Source organism: Streptomyces solitudinis (assembly GCF_036323765.1).
Taxonomy (GTDB): domain Bacteria; phylum Actinomycetota; class Actinomycetes; order Streptomycetales; family Streptomycetaceae; genus Streptomyces.
This window is the reverse complement of the sequence record NZ_JAZDCW010000003.1, coordinates 801,640-816,702: the sequence shown is the minus strand read 5'-3', so window position 1 is coordinate 816,702 and position 15,063 is coordinate 801,640. Positions and strand designations below refer to the sequence as shown.

Genomic DNA, 15,063 nt, shown 5'->3' with positions numbered 1-15,063 from the left:
CGACGCTGAGCCGATCGGGGGGCGTCGGCGCCGGTGTGGGCGGACCCACTCGGCCGGGCTCCCGCGCAGCTCGGAGCGCTACCGCACCTCGGCCAGTACGTGCAGCTGTGTGGCGATGGCGTGGAAGGCGGGCGACTCGGCCGCCGCCGCCTCCAGGTGGGCCAGCGCCTCCACGGCGCTCGGCTCGGTGTCGACCAGCGCCCCGGGCACGTGGTCCGCGAAGATCCGCACGCCGTGGACGGCCTCGACGTGCAGCCCGGTGCCGGCCACCAGGGCGGTGAGCTGTCCGGCGGTGAAGCGGCGCGGCACCGGGTCGGCGTCCCCGTAGCGGCCGGCCGGATCGGCGAGGGCGTGGTGCGCCTCGGCGAAGTGCCCGGCGAGCGCGCGGGCGAGCACGGCGCCGCCCAGGCCCGCGGCGAGGACGCTGAGCGTGCCGCCGTCCGGGCGCAGGGCGGCGACGGCGTTGCGCAGCCCCTCGGCGGCGTCGTCCACGTACTCCAGGACGCCGTGGCAGAGCACCGCGTCGTACCCGCCGCGCTCGGCGACGTCGAACAGCCCGTGCGCGTCGCCCTGGACCCCGTGCACCCGGTCGGCCACGCCCTCCTCGGCGGCGCGGCGCTCCAGGGCGAACAGGGCGTCGGGGCTCGGATCGACCACGGTGACGCGGTGGCCCAGGCGGGCGAGCGGCACGGCGAAGTGCCCGGAGCCGCCCCCGGTGTCCAGGACGTCGAGGACGGGGCGGCCCGCCGCCTTGGCCCGGCGGTCGAGCGCGTCCCGCAGCACCTCCCGGACCACGGCGGTACGAAGGGCTGCGCGCGGGCGGGACATGCGGTGCTCCTCGGCGGCGGTTCGCGTGGGTGACGACTGCGGTCACCCGCTGGCAGGCCCCACCCTATTGCCTCGCCGCCCGGGGCGTTTCCGCGTCCACCCGCGCGCTGGGGAACGCGGGCTGGGCGATCAGCATGCGCTCCACGATGCGCAGGAACATCCCGGCGTCCCGCAGCAGGTCGTCCGCGTCCCGCCAGGTGACCGCCCCGGGTATCCCGGCCTCGGCGCGGGCGCGCCGGGGGGCGCCGGAGGCGAACAGGACGCTCCACTCCGTCAGTTCCGGGGCGATCTCGGGCAGGACCTCCCAGGCGCTGCGGATGCGGCGCCGGGCGCGCTCGCTCGCCTCGGGCCGCCCCCGCACCGCGAGGACGGCCGCGGCGGTGCGCAGGGCGGCGAGGTGGGCGGTGGCGTAGCGGTCGCCGGGCAGTTCGTGGGCGGCGGCCTCGTCGAGGCCGTGCTGCGCCTGGGCCAGCAGGTCCAGCGCGGCGGGCGGGGCGGCCGCCCGGCGCAGCACGGGGTGGATGTCGCTCGGGGGCCCGCTCAGCTTCATGACTGGTGCCTCCTTCGCTTTCCTTCACTCAAGGGCTCGTATGCGCACATCGTGGACCACGCCACTGACAATCGGCCCTGACCTGCTGTTTCCACCACAGGACGGACCGCCGTGCGGACGCGGGCGCGGTGGGAGGGGGCGGGCCGGAAGGAGGCCCGGCGAAGGGCGGGCCCGGCGGGAGGGGCCGCCGTCCGGCGCACGGCGACAGCGGCCGGGCGGCGGCCCCGGGGGCTGACGGCCGGACGGTGGAGGAAAGGGGCGCGGGCCGGGGCGGTGGACGGCCGCGGGCGGCTCCGGTCGCGTGATGACCGGAGCCGCCCGTCCGTCCCCCGTTTCCCCGTTCCCCCTCGTTCCCCCGTTCCCCCGTACCGGTCTCCCCCTTCCGGGAGGCGCCTGGCGTTCCGCCGCCCCGTGCCGGCGGTGCGGCCCCGCGCTGTCCCGGTACGCATCACTGTGCCGTTCCGGCAGGTCGCGGCCTATCCGCGCGGGTACTCAAGCCCGGGACTGGGTACGGCTACTCAGCCCTGGGCGTCCGGCCCCAGGCGGGCGCGGGGTGCCCGCGCGGGGGCGGCGGCGCGGCGGGGATAGGGTCGCCGGTCATGGCACGGATTGCGGTGATCGGGGCCGGGCTCGGCGCGCTGGCCGGTGCGGCACGGCTGGCGACGGCGGGACACCGGGTGACGGTGTTCGAGCGCGGACAGACGTACGGCGGCGGCGTGCGCCGCTACGAGCGGGACGGCTTCGCCTTCGACACGGGCCCCGGGGTGCTGTGGCTGCCCGCGGTGTGGCGGGACCTGTTCCTGAAGACGGGGCGGGAGCCGCTGGAGAGCCGCGTCGCCCTGCGCCAGGTCGATCCGGGCGCCCGGCACCTGTTCGCGGACGGCACCGGCGTCACGCTGCCCGCCGCCTCCCGCGCGGGCGTGCTGCGCGCGCTGGACGCCGCGCTGGGCGAGGGGTCGGGGCGGCGCTGGGCGGACCTGCTGGTCCGGGCGCGGACGGCGTGGGACGCCACCCGCCGCCCGCTCCTGGAGGAGCCGCTGACGGCCGGGGAGCGGGCGGAGCCGGCCGCCCTGGCCGACCCGTACCCGGCGCTGCGCCGCCGGGGCCTGCTGCGCCGCCGCCCGCCGGTGCTCGCCGAGGTGGCCGCCGACGAGCTGGGCGACCCCCGGCTGGTCGCCCTGCTGGAGCACTACGCCCTGGGCCACGGGCTCGATCCGCGCACGGCTCCGGCGAGCGCGAGCGTGCTGGCCTACCTGGAGCAGACGTTCGGCGGCTGGTACGTGGGCGGCGGGGTGCGCGCGCTGGCGGACGCCGTCCACCGGCGCTGCGCCGAGCGCGGCGTGGAGTTCGTGTTCGGCGCCGAGGTGGTCCGGACCGACGTGCGGGACGGACGCGCGGCGGGCGTGGTGCTGGCGGACGGCACACGGGTGGCGGCGGACGCCGTCGTGGACGGGACGTGCCCGCACCCCGGCCCGGCGCCGGGCCGGGGGCGGCTCACGGTGGCGCTGGCCCTGCGGGGGGCGCGGCCCGCGGACGCGGTGCACACCACGGTGGTGCACGCGCCCGCCAGGGACGCCGAGCTGGCCGCGCTGTTCGGCCGCCCGGACCCGGCGGCGGGGCTCACCGTGACCGTGCGCAGGCCCGACGATCCGGACTGCGTGCCGGACGGCGGGCACGAGGCGGTGACGCTCACCGCCACCGTGCCGCCGGACGGCGAGGTGGCCTGGGCGGAGCCGGAGGTGGCGCAGGCGTACGCCGGGCGGCTGCTCGCGGCCGCCGGACGGGCGGTGCCGGAGCTGCGGGAGCGGCTGCTGTGGCACGCCGTCCACACCCCGGCGGACGCCGCGGCCCAGACGGGCGTCCCCGGCGGGGCGGTGCCCGTTCCGGCGCTGGCGGGGCCGGGCGCCGGGCCGCGTCCCGTACCGAACGCGGGCGGCACGCCGGGGCTGTACGCGGCCGGGGGCTGGGCGCACCCGGGCGGCGGGCTGGCGCACGCGGGGATGTCGGGCGCCCTGGTGGCCGGTCTGGTCACCGAGGGCCCCGGCTGGCGCGGTTCGCGCTGACGGCGGCCCGGCGCGGGCGGTGCCCGTCCGGCGAACGGTGCCCGTCCGGCGGGAGGGGCCGGGTCAGTAGCGCTGGGGGTCGGGGGCGGAGTCGCCGTAGGGGTAGGGCTGGTGCTGCGGGTCGGGGTCGCGGGGCTGGGGCACCCACACGCCCCCGGGCGGCGTCTGGCCGGGGCCGGACGGCTCCGCGTACGCGTCCGCGGGGTAGCCGTAGGCGTCGTAGCCGCCGGCCGCGTAGACGCCGTAGCCGCCCTGCCGCTCCCCGTGCCCTCCGGCGCCGGGGAAGCCGTACGGGTCGGACGTGTCCTGGCCGCCGGGGTGCGGGGCGTAGGCGGCGGGGGCGGCGTAGGGGTCCTGGCCGTGCCCGGGGCCGGAGGGCTGGCCGCCGCCGGTGTACGGGTCGGTGTAGGCCGCGTAGGGGGTGCCGTGGTCGGGGCTCGCCGCGTAGTGGTGCTGCTCCTCCTCGCCGGTCGCGCCGGAGGTGCCGTACGGGTCGGGGTACGTGCCCTGGTAGCCGCCGTAGCCCGCGGCGTACGGCTGGCCGTACGGGTCCGGGTACGCGTCCTGGCCGCCGCCTTGGTGGTGGCCCTGGTAGGGGTCGGCGTACTGGCCCTGGTGGCCCTGGTACGGGTCCTGGTGCCCACCGCCGTCCCGGCCCTGGTCCGCGTGACCGCCGTCCCGGCCCTCGTAGCCGCCCTGGTCCTGGTAACCGCCCCGGTCCGCGTACCCGCCGCCGTCCTGGCCCTGCTCCTGGCCCTGGTACGCGTAGGCGTACGGGTCCGCGTACCCGCCCCCGTCCCCGTCCCCGGAGCGCTGGTAGACGCCGTAGCCGCCGGTGTCGTCGGGGACGGGCTCGGTCCGGTAGGCCGTGGCGTGCTCCGGCCCGGACACCTCCAGCCCGGACACCTCCAGCCCGGGCGGCGCGTCGGCCGGCCGCGCGGGAGGGCCGTCGTCCGCCTCCCTCGGCGCCTTCCTGCCCCGGCGGCCCCGCGAGGTCTCCAGCGCCCAGCCGTGGTCGAAACCGCGGCGGAAGGAGAGCGTCACGAAGGTCTGGCCGATGCCGAAGGCCACCGTGCCCGCCGCGATGAGCGCGAGCGAGGGCAGCACGACGCCGATGACGACCGTGAGGAAGCCGAAGAAGGCGGTCAGCCGCCACCGCAGCCGGGCCTTGTACTGGAGCAGGACCTCGCCCAGCAGCCACAGTGCCACGACGCCGAACGCGATGTAGAGGACCGTCCAGCCCATGTACGCCCCCTCACACCGAGCCTAGGACCGCCGGTGCAGCCCCAGGTTCTCGTAGATTTCCAGGCTCGCCGTGGAGTGGTTGAGCGTGATGAAGTGCAGTCCGGGGACGTCCTCGGCCATCAGCCGCGCAGCCAGCTCCGTGGCGTACTCGATTCCGACCGAGCGTACAGCCGCCGGATCGTCTTTCACCGCCAGGATGCGTTCCGAAAGCTCCGGCGGGAAGGCTGCGTTGCTCAGTTCGGCGAACCGCTCGATCTGCCGGACGTTCGTGACGGGCATGATCTCGGGGATGATCGGCGTCTCGCAGCCCGCCGCCGCCACCCGGTCGCGCAGCCGCAGGTAGTCGTCGGCGTAGAAGAACATCTGGGTGATGGCGTAGTCCGCCCCGGCCCGGCACTTGTTGACGAAGTGGCGGATGTCGGTATCCCAGTCGGTCGAGCGCGGGTGCATCTCCGGGTAGGCGGCGACGCCGACGCAGAAGTCCCCCGACTCCTTGATCAGTTCGACCAGTTCGTAGGCGTGGCGGACGCCCTGGGGGTGGGCGATCCACTCGCCCATCGGGTCGCCGGGCGGGTCGCCGCGCAGCGCGAGCATGTTGCGGATGCCCGCGCCCGCGTACTGGCCGATGACGTTGCGCAGCTCGGCCACCGAGTGGTCGACCGCCGTCAGGTGGGCGACGGGCGTGAGCGTCGTGTCGGTGGCGATCCGCTCGGTGGCGCGGATGGTGCCGTCGCGTGAGGAACCGCCCGCTCCGTAGGTCACGGAGACGAAGGTGGGTCCGACGGCCTCGATGCGGCGGATCGCGTTCCACAGGGTCCGCTCGCCCTTGGGCGTCCTGGGTGCCATGAACTCGAACGAGTAGGAGCGCTCGCCGGAGGCGAGCAGCTCACGGATCGTGAGTGCGCGGTCTTTCCTGGTGGAGGAGATGCCGAGGGCCATACGGGCAGGCTAACCGGCTGCTCAGGGGCTCCTCGCGGGCCGTCCACCTGGTGGACGGCCCGGCGGACACCCCGCGGCGCCGGTTCAGCGGGCGCGCAGCCGTTCGCTCAGCGCGGCCGCGGCGGCCCGCGGGTTGGCGGCCTCGGTGAGCGCGCGGACGACGACGACCCGGCGGGCGCCCGCGTCCAGCACCTGGTCCAGGTTGTCCGCGTCGATACCGCCGATGGCGAACCAGGGCCGCTCGCTGCCCAGCGCCGCCGCGCGTTCGGCGGCGTACCGCACCAGGGGCAGCCCGGGGGCGTGGCGCCCCGGTTTGGTGGGGGTGGGCCAGCAGGGGCCGGTGCAGAAGTAGTCCACGCCCGCGTCGGTGAGCGCGGCGTCCACCTCGGCCTCCGCGTGCGTGGAGCGCCCGACGAGGACGTCGTCCGGCGTGGCGCCGAGGATCGCGCGGGCGGCCGGGACGGGCAGGTCGCCCTGGCCCAGGTGCAGCACGTCGGCGCCGGCGGCGTGCGCGACGTCCGCCCGGTCGTTGACGGCGAGCAGCTTGCCGTGGCGGCGGCACGCCTCGGCGAACACGGCGAGGTGCCGCAGCTCCTCACCGGCCTCCATGCCCTTGTCCCGCAGCTGGACGATGTCCACGCCGCCGGCCAGGACGGCGTCCAGGAACGCGGGCAGGTCGCCGCGCTCGGTGCGGGCGTCGGTGCACAGGTAGAGCCGGGCGTCGGCGAGCCGGGCGTCGGCGGTGGTCATGCGCTTCTCCCCCTGGGGCGGCGTGCGGGGGCGGGAGGGGCGGCGTGCGGGGCCGCCCCCTCCCGCCCCCGCACGGACGGGACGTGTCAGACGGCGAGCGCCTGGGCGCGGCGCTTCACCTCGGTCCCGCGGTTCTCCCGCAGGGCTTGGGCCGGGGTGCCCGGCAGGGTGTCATCGGGCGTGAACAGCCACTCCAGCATCTCCTCGTCGCTGAACCCGTCGTCCCGCAGCAGCGTGAGCGTGCCGCTGAGCCCCTTCACGATGCGGTCCTCGCCGATGAAGTCGGCGGGCACCATCAGCACCCGGTTCTCGCCGCGGCGCACGGCGATCAGCAGGCCCTCCCTGATGAACTGCCGAACCCGCGTCACCTCGACGTCGAACCTTTCCGCGATGTCGGGCAGGGTGAGCCAGGCGGGGACGAGAGCATCGGTCTTCGCGTCAATCTCGGTCACGCGTACAAGCCTGCCATCCCGCGCGGACATCCGGCACCACGGGCCGCCGGGCGGCCCGGCCGCGGCGCCCCGGCGCCGGCGCCCGGCAGCACCCGCCCCGGCCTCACCGCCTCGCCGGGGCCGCGGCCTTCTTCAGCGGCACCGTCGGGTCCGAGGCGAGCGTCCGGTCCAGGTGCGCGCGCTGCTCGATCAGCTTGCGGCCCTGCGCCAGGTCCCGGGGCCGCCCGACCGCGAGGAGGGCCCGCAGCACGCCCTCGCGCAGCCAGCACACGGACCAGGAGACGCCGTCCGGGCCGCCGCGCCACAGCACCTCGTCGTCCTCGCCGTGGTACCCCGCGTACTGCACGAAGCGGCCGAACTGCTCGGACCAGAAGTACGGCACCGGGTCGTACGGCGCGTCGTCCGCCCCGGCGGCCCGGCCCGCGTCCCCGGCCAGCGCGGCGGCCACCACGCGCGGCCCCTGGAGGGCGTTGTCCCAGTGGTGGACGAGCAGCCGCCGCCCGTAGCGGGCGGACGGGAAGGAGGCGCAGTCCCCGACGGCGTACACCTGCGGCACCGTCGTGCGCAGCCGCTCGTCGGCCAGCACCGAGCCGTCCGGCGCCCGTTCCACGCCGGAGCCCGCGAGCCAGCCGGTGGCCGGGCGCGCGCCGATGCCGACGACGACGGTGTCGGCGGCCAGCACCGTGCCGTCGGCCAGCTCCACCTTGTGCCCGGGGTCGGCGTGCACGCGGGTGACGGCCGCACCGGTGCGCAGGTCGGCGCCGCTCTCGGCGTACCAGCCGCGCATGCGGGCGGCGACCGCGGCGGGCAGCGCCCCGGCGAGCGGCTGCGCCGCGGCCTCGACGACGGTGACCGGGCATCCGGCCTCGCGGGCGGCCGTGGCGAACTCGGCGCCGATCCACCCGGCGCCGACGATGACGACGCGCCGCCGCTCGCGCAGGACGGGCCGCAGCGCCTCGGCGTCGTCCAGCGTGCGCAGCAGGTGCACGCCGGGCACACCGGCGCTGCCCGGCAGGGCGACGGGTTCGGCGCCGGTGGCGATGACGAGCCGGTCGTAGGGGACCGGGCCGTCGGCGGTGTCGAGCAGCCGGTCCGCCGGCCGCAGCCCCGTCACCGTGCGGCCCAGCCGCAGGTCGACGGCGAGCGCGTCGAAGTCCACGTCGAACGCGGCGCCCTCGGCCTTGCCGGACAGCACCGCCTTGGACAGCGGCGGACGGTCGTAGGGGCGGTGCGGTTCGGCGCCGAGCAGCGTCACCGCGCCCGGCCAGCCCTGTTCGCGTAGCTGCACGGCCGTCTGCACCCCGGCCATTCCGGCGCCGGCGATCACGACGCGCTGCCCGCTCTGCTCGCTGCGTGAGGTCACCCGGTCACTTTAGGACTCCGGCTTCGGGACGTGCAGGGCCCGGCAGTAGGGTGGTCGTCATAACGCACTCGCGGGAGCCCGGCGCACCGGGCTGAGAGGGAGGCTGGCCGGCCTCCGACCGTCAAGGACCTGATCCGGATCATGCCGGCGAAGGGAGGAGCTGGACCCCCATGCACGTGGTGATGGTCGGCGGAGGCGTGATCGGGCTGGTGACGGCCTGGCGGGCCGCGCAGCGCGGGATGCGGGTCACGGTCGTGGACCCGGAGCCGGGTGGCGGGGCCGCGCGGGTGGCCGCGGGGATGCTGGCGGCCGTGACGGAGCTGCACTTCGGCGAGGAGACGCTGCTCACCCTCAACCTGGCCTCGGCCGAGCGGTACGCCGCGTTCGCCGCGGAGCTGTCCGAGGTGTCGGGCCAGGACGTCGGCTACCGCGCGTGCGGCACGCTCGCCGTCGCGCTGGACGCCGACGACCGCGCGCACCTGCGGGAGCTGCACGCCCTCCAGCAGCGCTGCGGGCTCACCTCGCAGTGGCTGACGGGCCGGGAGTGCCGCCGTCTGGAGCCGATGCTGGCGCCCGGGGTGCGCGGCGGGCTGCGGGTGGACGGCGACCACCAGGTGGACCCGAGGCGGCTGGCGGCGGCGCTGCTGACCGCCTGCGCGGCGGCCGGGGTGGTGTTCCGGCGCGCCCGCGCGCAGCGGCTGCTCGTGGGCGGCGACCGGGCGCGGGGCGTGCTGCTCGCGGACGGCGCGGAGCTGGCCTGCGACCAGGTGGTGCTGGCGGGCGGCAGCGAGAGCGGACGGCTGGCGGGCGTGCCGGACGACGTCCTCCCGCCGGTGCGGCCGGTGAAGGGCCAGGTGCTGCGGCTGCGGATGCCGCCGGGTCCGGCGCCGTTCCTGTCCCGCACGGTGCGGGCCGTCGTGCGGGGCGGGCAGGTGTACCTGGTGCCGCGCACCGACGGGGAGCTGGTCGTCGGGGCGACGAGCGAGGAGCTGGGCTGGGACACCACCGTCACGGCGGGCGGCGTCTACGAGCTGCTGCGCGACGCGCACGAGCTGGTGCCGGGACTGACCGAGCTGCCGCTGGCGGAGACCCGGGCCGGTCTGCGGCCCTGCTCGCCGGACAACGCGCCGCTGCTGGGCCCGACCGCGCTGCCGGGTCTCCAGCTCGCGACCGGGCACCACCGCAACGGTGTGCTCCTCACGCCCGTCACCGGGGACGCGCTGGCCGCCTCGCTGGCCACCGGCGAGCTGCCGGAGGTCGCGCGCCCCTTCACCCCGCGCCGGTTCGCGCACACCGCCGCGGGCGCGCCCGTACGACAGGAGCTTCCGGTATGAACGTCCGCGTCAACGGCGAGGACCGCGTCGTTCCCGACGGGGCGACCCTCGATGCCCTCGTCGCGGATCTGACCTCCGCCCGCAGCGGTGTCGCCGCCGCCGTCAACGAGACGGTGGTGCCGCGCGGCCGGTGGGCGGCCACGCCGCTGGGCGAGGGCGACCGGGTCGAGGTCCTGACTGCCGTCCAAGGAGGCTGACCGCATGACCGACTCCCCCACGGCCGCGCCCGCCGATCCGCTGGTGCTCGGCGGCCTCACCCTCTCCTCCCGGCTCATCATGGGCACCGGCGGGGCGCCCAGCCTGGACGTCATGGAGCGCGCCCTGGCCGCCTCCGGCACGGAGCTGACGACGGTGGCCATGCGCCGCGTCGATCCCGGGGTGCGGGGCTCGGTGCTGTCCGTCCTGGAGCGCCGGGGGATCGCCGTCCTGCCGAACACCGCGGGCTGCTTCACGGCGGGTGAGGCGGTGCTGACGGCGCGACTGGCCCGGGAGGCGCTGGGCACGGACCTGGTGAAGCTGGAAGTCATCGCGGACGAGCGCACGCTGCTGCCCGATCCGGTGGAGACGCTGGACGCGGCCGAGACGCTGGTGGACGAGGGCTTCACCGTGCTCCCCTACACCAACGACGACCCGGTGCTGGCCCGGAAGCTGGAGGACGCCGGGTGCGCGGCGGTCATGCCGCTGGGCTCGCCCATCGGCTCGGGCCTGGGCATCCGCAACCCGCACAACTTCCAGCTCATCACCGAGCGGGCGGGGGTGCCGGTGATCCTGGACGCGGGTGCGGGCACCGCCTCGGACGTGGCCCTGGCGATGGAGCTGGGCTGTGCGGCGGTGATGCTGGCCTCGGCGGTGACGCGGGCGCAGGAGCCGGAGCTGATGGCCGCCGCGATGCGGCACGCCGCGGAGGCGGGCCGCCTGGCGTACCGGGCGGGCCGCATCCCCCGCCGCCACTTCGCGCTGGCCTCCTCCCCAGAGGCCGGTCTTCCCGATCTGGACCCGGAGCGTCCGGCCTTCTCGCACTGACGTACGATCCGCGCATCTCTCCGGACGATCATCGGAAGGCGCACGGTTCGTGACCACACCTCCCCCGGCCCCCGGCCCGCCCCACCCCCAGGGCTGGCCCCCGTACCCGTACCCGTACCCGGCGCCCCCGGCGCCGCTCAACGGGCTGGCGGTCGCGGCGCTGGTGACGTCGCTCATGTGCGCGTTCCCCGTCGGCTTCGTCCTGGGCCTCGTCGCGCTGAGGCAGATCCGCAGGACGGGCGAGCGCGGCCGGGGCATGGCCCTCGCGGGCGTGTGGGTGGCCGCCGCCCAGATCGTCCTCACGCTGGGCGTCATCGCCCGCATCGCCGGGGCCGGCGGACCGGCTGGGCCGGAACGCGACGAGACGGGCCGGGTGACCTACCCCTCGGAGGTGGGTGTCTACTCCCTCCAGGCGGGGGACTGCTTCGACTTCTGGTCGGACACCACCGACGAGGTGTTCACGGTGCGCATCACGCCCTGCTCCGACCCGCACGAGGCCGAGGCGTTCGGGACCTTCGACCTGCCCGGCGGTCCGTTCCCCGGTGACGACCGGGTCGGGGAACTGGCCGAACAGCGGTGCGGTGAGCTGGGCGCGGAGTACGCCATGGACGCCTGGTCGCTGCCGTACGACGTGTACCTCTCCTATCTGAGCCCGGACGAGGTGTCCTGGCGGCAGGGCGACCGGGAGGTGCTGTGCACCTACGCCAGGTGGGACGGCCTGCTGGACGCCTCCGTCCGCAGCGACCTCTCGACCATGGACGTCCACCAGGTGCGCTACCTGCACGCGCTCAACCCCGTGGACGCGGCCTTCGAGGCGGAGCCGACGAGCGGCACGCTGCCGGAGACCCGCCGGTGGGCCGAGCGGACGGCCCGCGAGATGAGCCAGGCCGCCGCGGAGCTGGACGACGCCGGGTGGCCGCATGAGGCGCGGGAGGCCGTCACCTCGCTGCGCGAGGAGCTGGAGGCGGGCGCCGGGCACTTCGCACGCGCCGCCGACGCCGCCGGCGAGCCCGCGTTCTGGGAGGCGTACGAGGCCGGGTACGGGCACTTGGGGCACGAGCAGGCCGTCGCCGCGCGGGACGCGCTGGGCCTGGCAACCGAACCGCCCGGCGGCTGGGGCGCCGAGGCCGGGGACGAGGACACCACCGAGGTCTGAGCCGCCCGCCGGTCGCGGCGCGGCTGCGGTCTCGTCACGGACGCGTCGCAGTACGGCGGGGGGCCGGGGACGCGAACGGAGGTGCCGGTAGCGGCTCGTAGACTCCCTGCTGTGGACGCGACCCTTCAGGACCCGATGATCGGGCACGTGCTGGACGGCCGGTACCGCGTGCAGGCGCGGATCGCCGCCGGGGGCATGGCCACGGTCTACCGGGCGCTGGACACCCGGCTGGACCGCGTGGTCGCGCTGAAGGTGATGCACCCCTCCCTCGTCCACGACCGGCAGTTCGTGGAGCGGTTCATCCGGGAGGCCAGGTCGGCGGCCCGGCTGGACCACCCCAACGTCGTCGCCGTGTACGACCAGGGATCGGACGGCACGTCCGTCTACCTGGCGATGGAGTGCGTCGTGGGGTGCACGCTGCGGGACGTGCTGGTGCGCCGGGGCGCGCTCCAGCCGCGTGCCGCGCTCGACGTCCTGGAGCCGGTGCTCGCGGCGCTCGGCGCGGCGCACCGGGCCGGGCTCGTCCACCGGGACATGAAGCCGGAGAACGTGCTGATCGGGGACGACGGACGGGTCAAGGTCGCCGATTTCGGGCTGGTGCGGGCGGTCGGCGCGCAGACCGCCGTCTCGACCACGTCGGTGATGGGCACCGTCTCCTACCTCTCGCCCGAGCACATCGAGCACGGCGTCACCGAGACGACGGCCGACGTGTACGCGTGCGGCGTGATGCTGTACGAGATGCTGACCGGCGCCAAGCCGCACACCGGGGAGACCCCCGCGCAGGTGCTCTACCAGCACCTGCACCGGGACGTGCCCACGCCGTCGGACGCGGTGCCGGGGCTCGCGGAGGCGCTGGACGCGCTGGTCCTGCGGGCGGCGGCGCGGGAGCCCTCCGGGCGTCCGGCGGACGCGGCCGCGCTGCTCGCCGAGCTGCGGGCCGCCCGCGCGCTGCTGAGTGACGCCGAGCTGGACGCCGTGCCGCCGCTGGCCGGGCCCCCGGACGAGGCGGACGACCCCACCACGGTGCTGCCGCGCGTGGCGGACCGCCGGGCGGACCCGGAGCCGGACGTGGAGCGCACGAGCGTGCTGCCGCCGGTCACCGCCGGAGCCCCGCCGCACCGCGCGGGGGCGCCGCGGGAGGAGACCGGGCGCACGGCGCGGCTGCCCCGCACCACCGGCCGCGACGACGGCGGCGCGTACGACGCCGTCCCCGTCCCGCCGCACGGCGGCGGACGGCGGGGCCGGCGCGGACGCAGGTCGCCCGCCGCGCTCCTGGCCCTGGTGCTGCTCCTGGTGCTGGGGGTGGGCGCGGGCGTCTGGTACATCAACTCCGGCCAGTTCACCCACACCCCCGGCGTGCTGCGGATGCCGCAGGCCGAGGCCGAGCAGACGCTCGCCGAGGCGGGCCTCGGCGTGCGCGTCGAGCGGGCGCACAGCGCGACGGTCGAACGCGGCCTGGTCATCGGCAGCGACCCGGGGCCGGGCGCGCGCGTGCGGGGCAACGCCACGGTGACGATCACCGTCTCGCGCGGCCCCGAGGTGGTGGCCGTGCCGGACGTGGCGGACGTGCCGCTGGCGCGGGCGCGCGAGCGGCTGGAGGGGGCCGGTTTCGAGCCCGCGTCCGTCACCCGTGAGTTCAGCGACTCCGTCAAGCGCGGCGCCGTGATCCGCACCGAGCCGCCCGCCGGCACCGAGCGCCGTCCGGGCACGGCGGTGTCGCTGACGGTCTCCAAGGGCGAGCGGATCGAGGTCCCGGACGTGGCGGGGGTGGACGGCGGTGACGCGCGCACGGCCCTCCAGGAGGCCGGTTTCGACGTGCGGATCGCCGAGGAGCGGGTGCACTCCGAACGGGAGCCGGGCACGGTCGCCCGCCAGTCGCCCGAGGCGGGTGCCACAGCGGCGCGCGGCGACACGGTGACGCTCACCCTCTCCAAGGGGCCGGAGATGGTCACCGTCCCCGACGTGACCGGGGACAAGGAGGACGCGGCGGTGCGGGCTCTCGAGGCCGCCGGTTTCGAGGTGGACGTGCGGCGCGTGTTCATCACGGGCGAGGTCTTCAACCAGTCCGTGGACGGCGGCGAGCAGGCCCCGAAGGGCTCGGAAATCACCCTCTGGGTTCGCTGACCCTGCGTGCGACTGCAACTCCGAGCGGTCGTTGAGCGGGCAACCACCTGTGATCCGAGGCATAGGACGCACCTCACCTACGACCGGGATTAGTGGCATATAAGCCCTGGCGAAACGGGCATAACGCCCGTCATCACCCCCGCGTTCTCCGACCCGGGGTAGTACGTCACATGATTGCCACGCGAATTTCCGGCCGCTAACAATGCTTCATGTCGCATGGCGCCGTGGACGTGAACGGCGTACCTCGCCGCTTCAGGCCTGCGACATCAGCGATTGGAAGAGGTTGATCTCGGCATGCCCAACCGCACGCCCGAAACCAAGCCGGAATCCAAGATTTCGATGCACCTGCGCCAGATCCCGGCGAGCCTGCGGAACGAGCTTCCCGGCTACCTCCGGGAGCTCCAGGACAACGTCCGCGCCGTCCCCGGCCAGCTCCGCGAGCTTCCCGCCCAGCTCCGCGAGGTCCCCGACCACCTGCGGGAGGTCCCGAACCACCTCCGCGAGCTTCCGGACCACCTGCGGGAGGTCCCCGGCCACGCCCGTGCCGTCGCCCGCGACCCGCGCCGCTCGGCGATCGCCGTGACGGCCGCCGCCGGCACCGTCGCCGTGGGCCTGGCCCTGATCCCCGCCTCCGGCTCCGCCGACGAGAGCCGCACCATCGCGGACGGCCCCGCCGGCGTCCTCCTCGCCCAGGGCGTCCACGGCCAGGTCGAGCCGATCGAGGGCCAGCAGGAGGCCGCCGCCGACCGCGCCGCCGAGGCCCGGGAGGCCGCCGAGGCGAAGGCCGAGCGGGAGCGCGAGACCCAGGCCGCCGCCGACCGCAGCAGCAAGCGCGAGGCCGCCCCCGCCACCCAGCAGACGTACCCGGACAACCTGGACGGCTGGATACGCGAGGCCATGGCCATCATGGACCAGCACGGCATACCGGGCAGCTACGACCGCATCAAGTGGAACATCATGCGCGAGTCGAGCGGCAACCCGAACGCCATCAACGACTGGGACATCAACGCCCGCAACGGCGTCCCGTCCATCGGCCTGCTCCAGATCATCAAGCCGACCTTCGACGCCTACCACGTCGAGGGCACCCCCCACAGCCAGTGGGACCCGGTGGCCAACATCGTCGCCTCCTGCAACTACGCGGCCGACCGCTACGGCTCCATCGACCACGTGTGGAGCGCGTACTGAACCGCCCCGGGCCCTCCCGGCGCCTCCGCCCCGGCGGCGCCCGCGCCCACC

The 15,063-nt window shown here is 76.1% G+C and carries 14 protein-coding genes and 1 riboswitch; of the genes, 7 read left to right on the top strand and 7 right to left on the bottom strand.

Translation table 11 applies throughout. From position 1 onward, the window contains the following. Positions 1–78: 78 nt before the first annotated feature. Together V1J52_RS11155 and V1J52_RS11150 are read right to left on the bottom strand one after the other, a co-directional pair. Positions 79–828, bottom strand: a complete 750-nt coding sequence (locus V1J52_RS11155; RefSeq protein WP_330139504.1) for a class I SAM-dependent methyltransferase — start codon at positions 826–828, stop codon at positions 79–81. 64 nt (positions 829–892) lie between these two features. Further along, on the bottom strand, positions 893–1,378 hold the full coding sequence (locus tag V1J52_RS11150; protein WP_330139503.1) for an SAV_6107 family HEPN domain-containing protein: 486 nt from the start codon (positions 1,376–1,378) through the stop codon (positions 893–895). A 599-nt stretch (positions 1,379–1,977) separates the two neighbouring features. On the opposite strand from V1J52_RS11150, the gene V1J52_RS11145 reads away from it, so the two are divergent. Continuing rightward, a complete protein-coding gene (locus V1J52_RS11145) occupies positions 1,978–3,441 on the top strand; it encodes a phytoene desaturase family protein (RefSeq protein WP_330139502.1) in 1,464 nt (487 codons plus the stop codon). A gap of 63 nt (positions 3,442–3,504) precedes the next feature. Here V1J52_RS11145 and V1J52_RS11140 read toward each other — a convergent pair whose 3' ends face one another. The 5 genes from V1J52_RS11140 to V1J52_RS11120 all read right to left on the bottom strand — a co-directional run bounded on the left by V1J52_RS11140 (position 3,505) and on the right by V1J52_RS11120 (position 8,136). Further along, a complete protein-coding gene (locus V1J52_RS11140) occupies positions 3,505–4,686 on the bottom strand; it encodes a hypothetical protein (protein ID WP_330139501.1) in 1,182 nt (393 codons plus the stop codon). 21 nt (positions 4,687–4,707) lie between these two features. Next, positions 4,708–5,625: a methylenetetrahydrofolate reductase [NAD(P)H] gene (gene metF, locus V1J52_RS11135; RefSeq protein WP_330139500.1), complete on the bottom strand. Its 918-nt coding sequence runs from the start codon at positions 5,623–5,625 to the stop codon at positions 4,708–4,710. 84 nt (positions 5,626–5,709) lie between these two features. Then, positions 5,710–6,375: a thiamine phosphate synthase gene (gene thiE / locus V1J52_RS11130; protein WP_330139499.1), complete on the bottom strand. Its 666-nt coding sequence runs from the start codon at positions 6,373–6,375 to the stop codon at positions 5,710–5,712. 86 nt (positions 6,376–6,461) lie between these two features. Next, positions 6,462–6,827, bottom strand: coding sequence for an Rv2175c family DNA-binding protein (locus V1J52_RS11125; RefSeq protein ID WP_330139498.1), 366 nt, complete (start codon positions 6,825–6,827; stop codon positions 6,462–6,464). 103 nt (positions 6,828–6,930) lie between these two features. Continuing rightward, complete coding sequence (locus V1J52_RS11120) at positions 6,931–8,136, bottom strand: NAD(P)/FAD-dependent oxidoreductase (protein WP_330139589.1); 1,206 nt, start codon at positions 8,134–8,136, stop codon at positions 6,931–6,933. Positions 8,137–8,249: 113 nt separating this feature from the next. Then, positions 8,250–8,363, top strand: a riboswitch (TPP riboswitch). On the opposite strand from V1J52_RS11120, the gene thiO reads away from it, so the two are divergent. The 6 genes from thiO (at position 8,361) to V1J52_RS11090 (ending at position 15,012) form a co-directional block, all read left to right on the top strand. Further along, entirely contained in the window at positions 8,361–9,524 is a 1,164-nt protein-coding gene (gene thiO / locus V1J52_RS11115; protein WP_330139496.1) for a glycine oxidase ThiO, read from the top strand. Its footprint overlaps the riboswitch before it by 3 nt. Continuing rightward, positions 9,521–9,721, top strand: coding sequence for a sulfur carrier protein ThiS (gene thiS, locus V1J52_RS11110; protein WP_330139495.1), 201 nt, complete (start codon positions 9,521–9,523; stop codon positions 9,719–9,721). The genes thiO and thiS overlap by 4 nt, the downstream gene beginning before the upstream one ends. A gap of 4 nt (positions 9,722–9,725) precedes the next feature. Beyond that, positions 9,726–10,547 (top strand): thiazole synthase, encoded by an 822-nt coding sequence (locus tag V1J52_RS11105; RefSeq protein WP_330139494.1) that lies wholly within the window; start codon positions 9,726–9,728, stop codon positions 10,545–10,547. 49 nt (positions 10,548–10,596) lie between these two features. Beyond that, entirely contained in the window at positions 10,597–11,703 is a 1,107-nt protein-coding gene (locus V1J52_RS11100) for a DUF4190 domain-containing protein (protein WP_330139493.1), read from the top strand. A gap of 111 nt (positions 11,704–11,814) precedes the next feature. Next, on the top strand, positions 11,815–13,827 hold the full coding sequence (gene pknB, locus V1J52_RS11095; RefSeq protein ID WP_330139492.1) for a Stk1 family PASTA domain-containing Ser/Thr kinase: 2,013 nt from the start codon (positions 11,815–11,817) through the stop codon (positions 13,825–13,827). A gap of 294 nt (positions 13,828–14,121) precedes the next feature. Continuing rightward, positions 14,122–15,012: a transglycosylase SLT domain-containing protein gene (locus V1J52_RS11090; protein WP_330139491.1), complete on the top strand. Its 891-nt coding sequence runs from the start codon at positions 14,122–14,124 to the stop codon at positions 15,010–15,012. The last annotated feature ends 51 nt before the right edge of the window (positions 15,013–15,063 follow it).